Below are 13,155 nucleotides of genomic sequence, written 5' to 3'. Positions count from 1 at the left end.
GGTACATATTCGGACCGAATCCGCGCCGTAACTCTGATCTCGCGCCGATGTGGCTCAGGTCGAGGCCGTCACCTTCGCCGCGGCGTGGTCGGGCATCGGATCGTAGCGCGCGAAGTTCCGCGTGAACGAACCGGCCCCGTGCGCCAGCGACCGTAGATCGATGGCGTAGCGGGTCAATTCGACCTGGGGGATCTCGGCCTTGACCAGCGTGCGGTCCTCGCCGACCTTGTCGGTGCCCAGCACGCGGCCGCGCCTGCTCGACAGGTCGCCCATGATCGCGCCGACGAAGTCGTCGGGGATCAGCACCGACACCTCGTCGACCGGTTCGAGCAGGTTCACCTTCGTCGCCGCGGCCGCCTCGCGCAGCGCCAACCCGCCGGCCATCTGGAACGCGAAGTCCGACGAGTCGACGCTGTGCGCCTTGCCGTCGAAGAGCGTGACGCGGATGTCGACGACGGGGTAGCCGGGGCCGACCCCCTTCTCCATCTGCGCGCGCACGCCCTTCTCGACGCTCGGGATGAACTGACGCGGTACGGCGCCGCCGACGACCTTGTCGACGAACTCGAAGCCCGAGCCTTCCGGCAACGGCTCCACCTCGATGTCGCACACGGCGTACTGGCCGTGCCCGCCGGACTGCTTGACGTGCCTGCCGTGGCCTTTGGCCTTGCCGCCGAACGTTTCTCGCAGCGGCACCCGCAACTCGACGGCGTCGACGGCGACGCCGTAGCGCCGCGACAGCGCGTCGAGCACCACGCCGGCGTGCGCCTCGCCCATGGTCCACAGCACGATCTGGTGCGTCTCGGGATTCTGCTCGATCCGCAGCGTCGGGTCTTCGGCGGCCAACCGTTGCAGGCCGACCGACAGCTTGTCCTCGTCGGTCTTCGCCCGGGGCTGCACCGCGATGGGCAGAAGCGGCTCGGGCATCGTCCACGGCTTGAGCACCAGCGGATCGGCCTTGTCGGACAACGTGTCTCCGGTTTCGGCCCGGGACAGCCTGCCGACCGCGCAGAGGTCGCCGGCGATCACCGATGCCGCGGGCCGCTGCTGCTTGCCCAGCGGGAACGACAGCGCGCCGATGCGCTCGTCCTCGTCGTGGTCGGCATGCCCCGAGCCGTTGGTACCGAAAAAGGAAGCGAAGTGCCCCGACACGTGCACCGTCGCGTCGGGGGTGAGGGTGCCCGAGAACACCCGTAACAGGCTGACCCGCCCGACGTACGGATCCGACGTCGTCTTGACCACCTCGGCGAGCAGGGGCCCACCCGGGTCGCACGGCAACCGGTCGCGGACCTTGCCCTGCGGGGTGAACACCTCGGGCAGTTGATGCTCGGGCGGCGACGGGAAACCCGCGGTGATGATCTCCAACAACTCCAGGGTGCCGACGCCGGTGCTGCTGCACACCGGGATCACCGGGAAGAACGACGCCCTCGCGACGGCCTTCTCGAGATCGTCGATGAGCACCGCCTGGTCGATCTCCTCACCGCCGAGGTAGCGCTCCATCAGCGTCTCGTCCTCGGACTCCTCGATGATGCCCTCGATCAACGTGCCGCGCTGCTGGGTGATCGTGTCGGCGTACGACGCGTCGGGGGCGTGCGAACCGCTGCGCTTGCCGTCGGCGTACTCATAGTGCGTCGTCGACAGCAACCCGATCAGCCCCGTGCACGGTGTGTTCGCGGGCAGATACAGCGGCAGCACCTTGTCGCCGAACGCCCGCTGGGCCGCGGCCAGCGCGTTGCCGTAGTTCGCGCGGGCATGGTCGAGCTTGGTGATCACCACGGCGCGCGGCATGCCGACCTGGCTGCACTCGTGCCACAGCGATTTGGTGGGTTCATCGACGTCCTCGTTGGCGGCGATGACGAACAGCGCGCAGTCGGCGGCGCGCAGCCCCGCGCGCAGTTCCCCGACGAAGTCCGCGTAGCCGGGTGTGTCGATCAGGTTGATCTTGGTCTTGTCGTGTTGCAGCGACGCCAGCGCGAGGCCGACCGAACGCTGCTGGGCGACCTCCGCCTCGTCGCAGTCGCACACGGTGGTGCCGTCGACCACCGACCCGGGTCTGGTGAGGACGCCGGAGGCCACCAGCAGGGCCTCGACGAGTGTGGTCTTGCCGCCACCCGATGGGCCCACCAGGACCACGTTGCGGATGGCGGCCGGACTGTCCGCGGTGGGGGCGGCCCCGGCGCCTTGGGAATGTGTGGTCTTGTCAGCCATGACGTTCCCTCCCCGCGGCGGCAACGTCGCCGTCGCAGTGTGTGCAGACCACAATTCTCCTCGCCGCCAGCGAGCACAAGATGTTCGGCGAGTTCGGTCTCAGGCCTGCCATGACGACCATTTGGCGACCTCGACGGTCACCACCGGCCCGGCCAGCTCGAGACGTTGGTACTGCGGGTACTTCCGCCGCAGTAGCGCGTATCCGGTGGCCATTTCCTCACCACTGTAATGGATTTCGGCCCGTCCGTCCGCCCGCACCCACCACAGCCGGGTCCAGTCGTCCTCGTAGTGGTCGACGAGGATGCTCACCTTCGGGTTGACTTCGATGTTGACCAGCCGCCGCAGCCGGTGCGTCGTCTTGCGCTTGGCGTCGACGGCGGTGTACACGACGTCGCGGTGCACGGCGAACACCACCGGCACGACGTGCGGCATCGCGTCGGCGCCCACGGTCGCGAGCATCGCCACCGGACACTCGGCGAACCTGGCCGCGGCATCGGTATCGGCCATGTGTGCAGCCTATGCGGTGCCGTCCGGGAGGGCGGCCGAAGCGCCGTTAGCGCTGGCCGCCGCCGGGCCGCTGCGGTGCGACGCTGATGGGCGACCGCGTCGCGGGCGTGCGGGTCACCCCGATCTCTGGCTCCTTCGTCGTTCTGGTCGACGGGGCCCGCGGCCGGTTCGTCTGCACCGGAGCAGGAGCGGCGGGCGCCGCCGAGGTCTCGGCAGGGGGCGGCGGGGGCGGTGGTGGCGGCGCGCTGGTCCGCGACGGGGGCCGGGAGGCGGGCGGCGTGCTCGCCGCGGGCTGGGTGACCGAGGTGGTCTCGTCGACCGCCGTGGAATCCGGTCCGCGGAGCGCCAGCAGAACGCTGGAGACGACCAGGGCGACCGCCGCGACGGATGCAGCGACGAACAGGGCCAGGGTCTGCTTGGTGCGGTACCAGGGCGGCGGTGCCGGTTCGAAATACCAGGTGCTGGAATCGAACGCGTCGAACTGCGGGGCGGCGCCGAGCTCGCCGTCGCCCCGGCCGTCGTCTTCATTCGGCGCGATGTCGGGTGCCCGGGTGTCGGGCAGCGCGTCGACACTCGATTCGTCGGGGACGTCCTCGAACAGGTAGTCGAAGTCCCCCGAGGCTTCGCGTTCGGACACCCGTCGATGCTAACGCCGGTACCTGCACAAACGCGCGGTTGGGCGAACTGCACGCCAATCCACACCACCGCCGCGACCGTCACGGTAGGGTTCGAGCGCCTCGCATCGATTCATTCACCGCGGCGATCCGGTGCGGTAACCGCTGCGCCACTGCGCCGCCTCCTGACCATCGGAAGGTTCGGCAATGACGTGCTCCAGATGGGCGGCCGCCTCCGCCGCAACGGTCCTGCTGCTCACCGGTTCGATCGCCTGCGCACCGCCCGAGAAGAGCGGCGACGGTGAGCGCACGGAGTCCGGGGTGACGGCGGCCGAAGCGACCTCCGCGCAGGACTTCGGCGGCATGGAGGGCCTCGTCGAGGCGGCGAAGTCCGAGGGCGAGCTGAACGTCATTGCGCTGCCGCCGGATTGGGCCAACTACGGGGCGATGATCAAGGCGTTCACCGACAAGTACGGCATCAAGGTGAACTCCGCGCAGCCGGACGCGTCGAGCCAGGACGAGATCAACGCCGCCAATCAGCAGAAGGGCCGCAGCAGTGCGCCCGACGTGTTCGACCTGGGCCAGTCCGTCGCGCTGGCGAACACGTCGATGTTCGCGCCGTACCAGGTCGCCACGTTCGACGACATCCCGGCGGCGTTCAAGGACCCCGACGGCACGTGGGTCAACGACTACGGCGGGTACATGTCCATCGGCTTCGACTCGGCCAAGGTGCCGCCGGTGACGAGCGTCGACGACCTGCTCAAGCCCGAGTACCGCGGCAAGGTCGCGTTGAACGGCGATCCGACGCAGGCGGGCGCCGCGTTCTCCGGGGTGCTGATGGTCGCCCTGTCCCAGGGCGGTTCGGCCGACGACATCGCGCCCGGTGTGGAGTTCTTCCGCAAGCTCAACGACGCGGGCAACTTCCTGCCCGTCGACCCGACACCGGCCACCATCGAGTCCGGCCAGACGCCGGTGGTCATCGACTGGAGCTACACCAACGCCGCCGAGACCAAGAAGCTGCCGTCGTGGCAGGTGCTGGTGCCGCCGGCGCACGCCGTCGCGGGCTACTACTACCAGGCGATCAACAAGGACGCGCCGCATCCCGCGGCCGCGCGGCTGTGGCAGGAGTTCCTCTACAGCGACGAGGGCCAGAACCTGTTCGCGCTGGGCGGTGTTCGGCCGGTGCGTGCCGACACCATGATGATCGACGGCAAACTGGACAAGGCGGCGATCGCGTCGGTGCCCGTCATCGACGGACCGGTGACGGTGCCCTCCCCGCAGCAGACCGAGGCGGCGACGAAGTATCTTTCCCAGAACTGGGCCCAGGCGATCGGCTGAGGAGCGGACCTGAGAAGACTGCGGGAGTCCCTGGCCCTGTTCCTGCCGCTACTGCCGTTCCTGGCGGTGGTGGTGGTCTTCCTGCTGATCCCCACGGTCACCGTCATCGTCAACGCGTTCGTCGTCGACGGCGTGTTCTCGCTGACCCGCATCGAGGCGCTGTTCTCCGGTGCCGCACTGTCCGCACTGGGCCGCAGCGTGGTGCTGTCGGGGTCGACGGCCGTCATCGGCGCGGTGGCAGGCGCGGTGCTGTCCTGGCTGATCGTGTCCAGCCCGCCGTCGTCGATGGTGCGTCGCGCGGTGATCTCACTGTGCAGTGTGATGGCCCAATTCGGCGGGGTGGCACTGGCATTCGCCTTCCTCGCGACGATCGGGCTGAACGGGGTGCTGACCCTGTGGGTGCAGCAGGCCTTCGGCTGGAACCTGGCCGGGTCGGGCTGGCTCTACGAGCTGACCGGGCTGATCGTGGTGTACACGTACTTCCAGATCCCGTTGATGGTGATCGTCTTCGTGCCCGCGCTCGAAGGCCTGCGCGACCAGTGGCGCGAAGCGGCCGTCAGCCTCGGCGCCTCGCGGTGGCAGTACTTCCGCGAGGTGGCCGTGCCGTTGTTGACGCCGGTATTTCTGGGGTCGGCGCTGTTGTTGTTCGCCAACGCCTTTGCCGCCTATGCAACCGCCGCGGCGCTGGTCAGCCAGGGCAGCCCGATCGTGCCCCTGCTCATCCGGGCGGCGCTGACCAGCGAGGTGGTGCTCGGGCAATCCGGCTTCGCGTACGCCCTGGCGCTCGAGATGGTCGTGGTCGTCGCCGCGGTCATGGTGGCCTACAACGCGTTGGTGCGGCGCACCGCGAGGTGGCTGCGATGAGCATGAGTGCCAAAGTGTTTCGCGGCGTGCTGTGGTCGGTGTTCGGCGTGTTCTTCCTGTTCCCGCTGTATGCGATGGCCGACTTCTCGACGCGCAACCTGATCGCGGGCGGACGGACGCCGCAGGCCTGGGCCAACCTGGTCGTCGACGACGCGTTGTATGCGGCGATCGTGGTCTCATTGCTGCTCGCGGTCTTCACCGTGATCGCGATGCTGGTCCTGCTGTTGCCGACCATGATCTGGGTGCGGTTACGGGCACCGTGGGCCAAGGGTCTCATCGAGTTCCTGTGCCTGTTGCCGTTGACGATTCCGGCGCTGGTGATCGTGGTGGGCCTGCGCAACGTGTACCTCTGGGTGACCTACTTTCTCGGCGAGTCCGCGCTGACGCTGACGTTCGTCTACATCGTGCTGGTGCTGCCGTTCGCGTATCGCGCGCTGGACGCCGCGCTGTCGTCGATCGACCTGCGGACCCTCACCGAGGCGGCCCGCTCCCTGGGTGCCGGGTGGACGTCGACGATGCTGCGGGTCGTGGTGCCCAATATCTGGTCGGGCATCCTGTCCGCGTCGTTCATCTCCATCGCCGTCGTGCTGGGGGAGTACACGATCGCCTCGCTGAGCGGGTACCAGACGCTGCAGGTGCAGATCGTCGCGATCGGCAAGACCGACGGACCCACATCGGTCGCCGCGTCGCTGGCCGTGCTGCTGCTGGGCTTCGTTCTGCTGCTTGCGCTTTCGGTGCTCACCCGCGGTCGGCGCCGCATCCAGGGAGTGACGGCGTGAGCGTGGCCGTGGACCTCGCCGACCTCACCCGGATCTACGGGCCCGTCAAGGCGCTCGACGGTTTCAGCCTGCACATCGAACCGGGTGAGTTCGTCGCGCTGCTCGGTCCGTCGGGGTGCGGGAAGACGACCGCGCTGCGCATCCTCGCCGGCCTGGACCGCGCGACGTCCGGCACGGTGTCGGTGGACGGACGCGACATCAGCGGGGTGCCCGCGAACAAGCGCGACATGGGCATGGTGTTTCAGGCCTACAGCCTCTTTCCGCACCTCACCGTGCTGGACAACGTGGCCTTCGGTCTCAAGATGCGCGGAAAAGCCAAGAGCCGGAGGGCATCCCGGGCCGCTGAGATGCTCGAGCTGGTCGGGTTGTCGGCACACACGCAGAAGTACGCCGCCGAACTGTCCGGTGGTCAGCAGCAGCGCGTGGCGCTGGCCCGCGCGCTGGCGATCCAGCCGCGGGTGCTGCTGCTGGACGAGCCGCTCTCAGCGCTGGACGCCAAGGTCCGCGCGCAGTTGCGCGACGAGATCCGCCGCGTGCAGCTGGAGGTCGGGACGACGACGCTGTTCGTCACGCACGACCAGGAGGAGGCGCTCGCGGTCGCCGACCGTGTCGGCGTGATGAGCCAGGGCCGGCTCGAACAACTGGCCGCGCCCGCGGAACTGTACGCCAACCCCGCGACGCCGTTCGTCGCGGAGTTCGTCGGGCTGAACAACAAGGTGCCCGCGACGGTTTCGGACGGGTGCGCACAGCTGATGGGCACGTCGCTGCCCACGCTGGCGCGATCGATCACGGGCGGCTCGGGGGTGGCGATGGTGCGGCCGGAGGCGATCACCGTGACCGCGGATCCGGCGGGCGCCTCGACGGTGAGTTCGGTGGCGTTCCTGGGGCCGATCTCCCGCGTCCACGTCACGCTGCCCGACGGCGTGGTCGTCACCGCGCAGCTGGCGAGTTCGGCCGCCCGTGCCATCGCGCCGGGGGACGCGGTGACGGTGGGGGTGCAGTCCGGCGGCGTGCTGGTGATACCGGCCTAGCCGCGAGCGCGCACCGTTGTACGGTTTCACGCCTCGATTCCGTACCAGGATGCGCGCTCGGACCGCTGCGGCTCCGGCCTAGACGTCCTTGACCGGCTCGATGCCCAGATCGCGATACGTCACCAGCGCGGCGAACGGCACGTTGCGCGCCGCGAAGCGTTTGGCGGCGATGTCGCCACGATCGACCATCGGGATCACGCCGGTCACCACCGCGCCCGCGGCGGTCACCCGGTCGAACGCGATCTCGGTGGATCCACCGGTGCTGATCACGTCGTCGACGAGCAGCACCCGCGCGCCAGGCTGCAGGCGGGTGCCCTCGATCCACTGCTCACGCCCCCGCTGCTTCTGCTCCTTACGCACCGAGAACCACGCCTTGCCGGTCACCATCGCGACGCCGTGCGCCAGCGGGTCGGCGCCCATGGTCAGCCCGCCGACCGCGTCGAACTCGATGCCGTGGGCCGCCGCCAACTCGGCCACCGCGCGGCTGACGATCGTCAACCGTTCACCGGTGTCGATCGCGTACTTGCCGTCGATGTAGTCGTGGCTGAGCTGGCCGCTGGCCAGCCTGAACGGCTCGTCGCGACGCTCGTGCCCGCGGGTGGCGATGAGGTCGAACGCCGCTTGCCAGGTGGCCGGTCGTTTGGAGGCGGGAGCGGCAGCAGACATAGTGGTGATCGTATCTAGCCCTGTCGTGCCAGCCGAGCCAACTCGACGGTGGCCGAACGCAACTCGTCGATGGAGTCGATCGGCGCGGCGTAGCCGACCCGGGTGTAGGCCATCCCGCGCTGGGTCTCCAGGCGCAGGTCCAGGCCGTACCGGTCGAGGTTCGTGCAGGTCGCCGCGGTGGTGTCCGGGTAGCCGCCCAGCACCTGCGCCATCGCGACCAGCGCCTCGGCGTGGTCGGCGTTGAGGTGCGCGATGGCCCCCGCCGCCAGGGGTTGCACCGGGTCCGCGCCCGCCGCGGCGTAGGCCTCGCCCGTCGTCGACTCCATGCGGCCGTACCCGCCGACCCAACGCACCCGATGCACCCTCAGCACCCAGAGCGTGAAGTCGCTGTAGTCGATGTAGTACTTCGCGGCCGCGACGGCGGACAGGTGCGCCTCGCGCGCGGCGGCCAGTTCATCGCCGACGGGACGCTCGACGGCACCCGCCAGCGTGACCCGTCCGCTGGCCAGCGGATCGGTCTCCGAACTGGGCGCGACGATCGCGATGCTCGCGCGCGGATCGTTCGCGAGGTTGCGCCCATGCTCGGCGAGGTTGGACACGCACAGCACCGGTGCGCCGCCGAGCAATCCGTAGGTCACGAACGACGCCCACGGATCGCCGTGCTCGGTCAATGTCGCAAGTGTGCCGGAATTGGTGGACGCAGCGATTGTTCGCGCTTCTTCGGCCGCCGACGGCCGCACGGAATTAGCCACTTCGGACAGGGGCGGAGGAATCGACGGGGCGTCGCCCGGATCGCCGTGATCGCGCGTTGTCACGCACGAAAGATACCCAAGCAGCGGTCCTGCCGTATGCCGACTCAGCCGCCGAGCGCGGCGATGAGGTCCTTGATGCGCGTGGTCTCTTCCTCGGAGGCGGATTCCTCCGCCTCGACGGCCTCGATCAGGTCCTTGCGCAGACCGACGCCGTTGGCGGCCTCCTTGGTCGACAGCTTCGCGCGGCCACGCGCGACGTAGAGTCGCTGCCCCAGCGTCGCGTTGGGCCCGGTGGCCGCGTTCTCCATCAACTCGTCGTAGCGCTTACGCACACCGCTGAGCGCGACGATGACGGACGGGGTGGAGCGACTGCGACCCGCGGCCTCCGTCAGCGTGCCCGTCAGCTTGCGCATGCCCGCGAGGATGACGCCGACACGATCGGCGAACTCGGGATCGCTGTGATCGGGCAGTGCGTCGATGGCGGCGCCGTACATGTGCATCGCGGCGTCGGCCATGCCGACAATTACCGGAGCTTCACCATCGTTGGGCACGGAATCAGCCACAGCCACTCAATTCGTCGGGGGGGAGCGGATCGACAACGCCCGAAACGGTAACCCGATCGCACTGGGGATTCAACCGGTTCACCGCGGTGATCGGCGGCGGGAAATCGCGGCGATTCAATTCTTCTCGACATGGGTAGGTTTGAACCGGTATGGATCACAGCAGCGCAGGTTCCGTCGCTGGGCACGACCCGGCGGAGGGCAGTCACGTCGAGGACGGTGTCGTCGAACACCCGACCGCCGAGGATTTCGGCCACGCCCGGGTTTTGCCCACCGATCGCACCTGGTACAAGCGGGCGGTCTTCTACGAAGTGCTGGTGCGCGCGTTCCACGACTCCAACGCGGACGGCTCCGGCGATCTACGAGGCTTGACAGAGCGGCTCGACTATCTGAAATGGCTTGGGGTGGACTGTCTTTGGCTTCCACCGTTTTACGATTCGCCGTTGCGTGACGGCGGCTACGACATCCGTGATTTCTACAAGGTGTTGCCGGAGTTCGGCACCGTCGACGATTTCGTCGAGTTGCTCGACGCCGCGCACCGGCGCGGCATCCGGGTGATCACCGACCTGGTGATGAACCACACCTCGGACTCCCACGAATGGTTTCAGGAGTCGCGGCGCAACCCCGACGGACCGTACGGCGACTACTACGTGTGGAGCGACACCAGCCAGCGCTACGAGGACGCGCGCATCATCTTCGTCGACACCGAAGAGTCCAACTGGACATACGATCCGGTGCGCAGGCAGTTCTACTGGCACCGGTTCTTCTCCCACCAGCCCGACCTGAACTACGACAACCCGGCCGTGCAGGAGGCGATGCTCGACGTCCTGCGCTTCTGGCTCGACCTGGGCATCGACGGGTTCCGGTTGGACGCCGTGCCGTACCTGTTCGAGCGGGAGGGCACCAACTGCGAGAACCTGCCCGAAACCCATTCGTTCCTCAAGCACTGCCGCAAGGTGGTCGACGACGAGTTCCCCGGGCGCGTGTTGCTCGCCGAGGCGAACCAGTGGCCCGCCGACGTCGTCGAGTACTTCGGCGATCCGCAGACCGAAGGCGACGAGTGCCACATGGCGTTCCACTTTCCGTTGATGCCGCGCATCTTCATGGCGGTCCGGCGCGAGTCCCGCTTCCCGATCTCGGAGATCCTGGCGCAGACCCCCGACATCCCCGAGTTGGCGCAGTGGGGCATCTTCCTTCGCAACCACGACGAGTTGACGCTGGAGATGGTCACCGACGAAGAGCGCGACTACATGTACGCCGAGTACGCCAAGGACCCGCGGATGAAGGCCAATGTCGGCATCCGGCGCCGGCTGGCACCGCTCTTGGAGAACGACCGAAACCAGATCGAACTGTTCACCGCGCTGCTGCTGTCGCTGCCCGGCTCGCCGGTGCTGTACTACGGCGACGAGATCGGCATGGGCGACATCATCTGGCTCGGTGACCGCGACGGTGTGCGCACGCCGATGCAGTGGACGCCGGACCGCAACGCCGGGTTCTCCACCGCGAACCCCGGCCGGCTCTACCTGCCGCCGAACCAGGATCCGATCTACGGCTACCAGTCGGTGAACGTCGAGGCGCAGCGGGACAGCTCGACCTCACTGCTGAACTGGACGCGCACCATGCTCGCGGTGCGCGGGCGCCACGAGGCGTTCGCCACGGGCAGCTTTCACGAGCTGAGCGGGTCGAATCCCTCCGTGCTGACCTATGTCCGAGAGCTCGAGGGAGACGACGGCGCCAAGGACACCGTGCTGTGCGTGAACAACCTGTCCCGCTTTCCGCAGCCCATCGAGCTGAACCTTCAGGCCTACAACGGGTACACGCCTATCGAGATGACCGGCTACGTTGAGTTTCCCCGCATCGGCCAGCTGCCGTACCTGCTGACCCTGCCGGGTCACGGCTTCTACTGGTTCTCGCTGAGGCCGCCGACCCCGGAACATGGAGATCAGTCATGACGCTGCCGTTCGACGAATGGCTACCGCACCAACGGTGGTATGCCGGACGCAGCCGGGAACTGGCCGGGGTGCGGCAGGCGGCGAGCATCGCGCTGGGCAACGACCTGGACCTGGTGCTGGTCGATGTGTCCTACGCCGACCAGACCCAAGAGCGGTACCAGGTGCTGGTGCAGTGGAACACCGGACCGATCGACGAATACACCGACATCGCCACCATCGGTACCGACGGTGACCGCACCGCGTACGACGCGCTCTACGAACCCGCGTCGGCTGCGCACCTACTGTCGCTGATCGACTCCTCGGCCACCATCGATGACGTGCGGTTCGTCAAAGAACCCGGCGTCGACCTGCCGCTGGACGCCGCCCCGCGAGTGTCCGGTGCCGAGCAGAGCAACACCAGCGTGATCTTCGAAGAAGAGGCCATCCTCAAGGTCTTCCGCCGCGTCACGCCCGGTATCAACCCCGACATCGAGCTGAACCGGGTGCTGGCGCGCGCCGAGAACACGCATGTCGCCCGGCTCCTCGGGTCCTTCGAAACCACGGCGGTCACGGACGTGCACGGCGACGCGTGCGCACTGGGCATGGTGACCGAGTTCGCGGCCAACTCCGCGGAGGGCTGGGACATGGCGACGGCCAGCACCCGTGACCTGTTCGCCGAGGGCGACCTGTACGCCGACGAGGTGGGCGGTGACTTCGCGGGCGAGTCCTACCGGCTCGGTGAGGCCGTCGCGTCGGTGCACGCGACGCTGGCCGCCGAACTGGGCACGTCGAGCACCGTCTTCCCGACCGAGACGGCGCTGCAGCGGCTGGCGTCGGCCGCCAGGTCGGTCCCCGACCTCGAGCCGTACGTGTCGTTGATAGAGGAGCGCTACCGCAAGCTCGCCGAGGAGCACATCACCGTCCAGCGCATCCACGGCGACCTGCATCTCGGGCAGGTGCTGCGCACCCCGGAGCGCTGGCTGCTGATCGACTTCGAAGGCGAACCGGGCCAGCCCCTCGACGAGCGTCGGCGGCCGGATTCACCGCTGCGCGACGTTGCCGGGCTGCTGCGGTCCTACGAGTACGCGGCCTACCAACGCCTCATGGAGCAGGCCGGCGACGGCGATCGAGACCGGCAGTTGGCCGCGCGGGCGCGCGAGTGGGTGGACCGCAACGCCGCCTCGTTCTGCGAGGGCTACGCCGAGGTGTCCGGGGCCGACCCGCGTGACTCCCGGCAGGTGCTGGAGGCCTACGAGCTGGACAAGGCCGTCTACGAGGCGGCCTACGAGGCCCGGCACCGCCCCAGCTGGGTGCCGATCCCGCTCAAGTCGATTGCCCGGATCGTGGGTTGACAGCCTGAGGCCGTCAACCGCGCCCTCGGACAACGCGGCGGTGTAACGCCGCCGTGCCGGACGCACACCACCGCTACATGACCACTGCACAGAGTCAACCGACCCGACAGCACGCCATCGACACCGTCGCGGGCCTGTTCACCCGGTATGGCCTCGTCATCGTGATCGCCTGGTACGGCGCGCTGAAGTTCATGAACTACGAAGCGCAGGGCATCGCGCCGCTGGTGTCGGAAAGCCCGTTCATGAGTTGGGTTTACGACATCTTCTCCGTGTACACGTTCTCGGCGTTGCTCGGTGTCTTCGAGCTCGCCGCCGCGGTGCTGCTGGCGGTCAAGCCGTGGTGGCCGAAGGCCGCCGTCGCGGGCAGCCTGCTGGCCATCATGTTGTTCTCGGCCACCATCAGCTTCCTGTTCACCACGCCGGGTGTGATGGAGGCGTCGCAGGGCGGCTTCCCCGCGCTGTCGCTCTCCGGCGGATTCCTGATGAAAGACATTGCACTGTTCGGTATTTCGGTGTGGACATTGGCCGACGCACTACGGGCGACGCGCCGCTGACC

The 13,155-nt window shown here is 68.2% G+C and carries 13 protein-coding genes; 7 read left to right on the top strand and 6 right to left on the bottom strand.

Features of this window, described 5'->3' with window-relative positions; all coding sequences use genetic code 11:
* Nucleotides 1-54 precede the first annotated feature (54 nt).
* The 3 genes from ABGB19_RS15085 to ABGB19_RS15075 form a co-directional block, all read right to left on the bottom strand.
* Nucleotides 55-2,205: an elongation factor G-like protein EF-G2 gene (locus ABGB19_RS15085; protein WP_347686784.1), complete on the bottom strand. Its 2,151-nt coding sequence runs from the start codon at nucleotides 2,203-2,205 to the stop codon at nucleotides 55-57.
* A gap of 99 nt (nucleotides 2,206-2,304) precedes the next feature.
* Nucleotides 2,305-2,712 (bottom strand): TIGR03668 family PPOX class F420-dependent oxidoreductase, encoded by a 408-nt coding sequence (locus ABGB19_RS15080; RefSeq protein WP_347686783.1) that lies wholly within the window; start codon nucleotides 2,710-2,712, stop codon nucleotides 2,305-2,307.
* Nucleotides 2,713-2,758: 46 nt separating this feature from the next.
* Entirely contained in the window at nucleotides 2,759-3,349 is a 591-nt protein-coding gene (locus ABGB19_RS15075; protein WP_347686782.1) for a hypothetical protein, read from the bottom strand.
* 184 nt (nucleotides 3,350-3,533) lie between these two features.
* Between ABGB19_RS15075 and ABGB19_RS15070 the strand changes: the two genes are divergently transcribed.
* The 4 genes from ABGB19_RS15070 to ABGB19_RS15055 are packed head-to-tail and all read left to right on the top strand — an operon-like array spanning nucleotide 3,534 to nucleotide 7,338.
* Nucleotides 3,534-4,664: an extracellular solute-binding protein gene (locus tag ABGB19_RS15070; RefSeq protein WP_347686781.1), complete on the top strand. Its 1,131-nt coding sequence runs from the start codon at nucleotides 3,534-3,536 to the stop codon at nucleotides 4,662-4,664.
* Nucleotides 4,665-4,673: 9 nt separating this feature from the next.
* Entirely contained in the window at nucleotides 4,674-5,528 is an 855-nt protein-coding gene (locus tag ABGB19_RS15065) for an ABC transporter permease subunit (RefSeq protein ID WP_347687196.1), read from the top strand.
* Nucleotides 5,525-6,307, top strand: coding sequence for an ABC transporter permease subunit (locus ABGB19_RS15060; RefSeq protein WP_347686780.1), 783 nt, complete (start codon nucleotides 5,525-5,527; stop codon nucleotides 6,305-6,307). Before ABGB19_RS15065 ends, ABGB19_RS15060 begins: the two co-directional genes overlap by 4 nt.
* 2 nt (nucleotides 6,308-6,309) lie before the next feature.
* Nucleotides 6,310-7,338, top strand: coding sequence for an ABC transporter ATP-binding protein (locus ABGB19_RS15055; RefSeq protein ID WP_347687195.1), 1,029 nt, complete (start codon nucleotides 6,310-6,312; stop codon nucleotides 7,336-7,338).
* Between the two features lie 78 nt (nucleotides 7,339-7,416).
* On the opposite strand, the gene pyrE is transcribed toward ABGB19_RS15055, so the two are convergent.
* The 3 genes from pyrE to ABGB19_RS15040 are packed head-to-tail and all read right to left on the bottom strand — an operon-like array spanning nucleotide 7,417 to nucleotide 9,250.
* A complete protein-coding gene (pyrE, locus tag ABGB19_RS15050; RefSeq protein ID WP_347686779.1) occupies nucleotides 7,417-8,004 on the bottom strand; it encodes an orotate phosphoribosyltransferase in 588 nt (195 codons plus the stop codon).
* 14 nt (nucleotides 8,005-8,018) lie between these two features.
* Nucleotides 8,019-8,819 (bottom strand): DUF2470 domain-containing protein, encoded by an 801-nt coding sequence (locus ABGB19_RS15045; RefSeq protein ID WP_347686778.1) that lies wholly within the window; start codon nucleotides 8,817-8,819, stop codon nucleotides 8,019-8,021.
* A 41-nt stretch (nucleotides 8,820-8,860) separates the two neighbouring features.
* Nucleotides 8,861-9,250, bottom strand: a complete 390-nt coding sequence (locus tag ABGB19_RS15040; RefSeq protein ID WP_347687194.1) for a hypothetical protein — start codon at nucleotides 9,248-9,250, stop codon at nucleotides 8,861-8,863.
* Between the two features lie 218 nt (nucleotides 9,251-9,468).
* On the opposite strand from ABGB19_RS15040, the gene treS reads away from it, so the two are divergent.
* The 3 genes from treS to ABGB19_RS15025 all read left to right on the top strand — a co-directional run bounded on the left by treS (nucleotide 9,469) and on the right by ABGB19_RS15025 (nucleotide 13,153).
* Complete coding sequence (treS, locus tag ABGB19_RS15035; protein WP_347686777.1) at nucleotides 9,469-11,268, top strand: maltose alpha-D-glucosyltransferase; 1,800 nt, start codon at nucleotides 9,469-9,471, stop codon at nucleotides 11,266-11,268.
* Entirely contained in the window at nucleotides 11,265-12,599 is a 1,335-nt protein-coding gene (locus tag ABGB19_RS15030; protein WP_347686776.1) for a maltokinase, read from the top strand. The genes treS and ABGB19_RS15030 overlap by 4 nt, the downstream gene beginning before the upstream one ends.
* Nucleotides 12,600-12,676: 77 nt before the next feature.
* Nucleotides 12,677-13,153: a DUF417 family protein gene (locus tag ABGB19_RS15025; protein ID WP_347686775.1), complete on the top strand. Its 477-nt coding sequence runs from the start codon at nucleotides 12,677-12,679 to the stop codon at nucleotides 13,151-13,153.
* The last annotated feature ends 2 nt before the right edge of the window (nucleotides 13,154-13,155 follow it).

Source organism: Mycobacterium sp. B14F4 (assembly GCF_039871645.1).
GTDB lineage: Bacteria > Actinomycetota > Actinomycetes > Mycobacteriales > Mycobacteriaceae > Mycobacterium.
The sequence above is the reverse complement of the archived record's forward strand: the minus strand, read 5'-3'. Positions and strand labels throughout refer to the sequence as shown.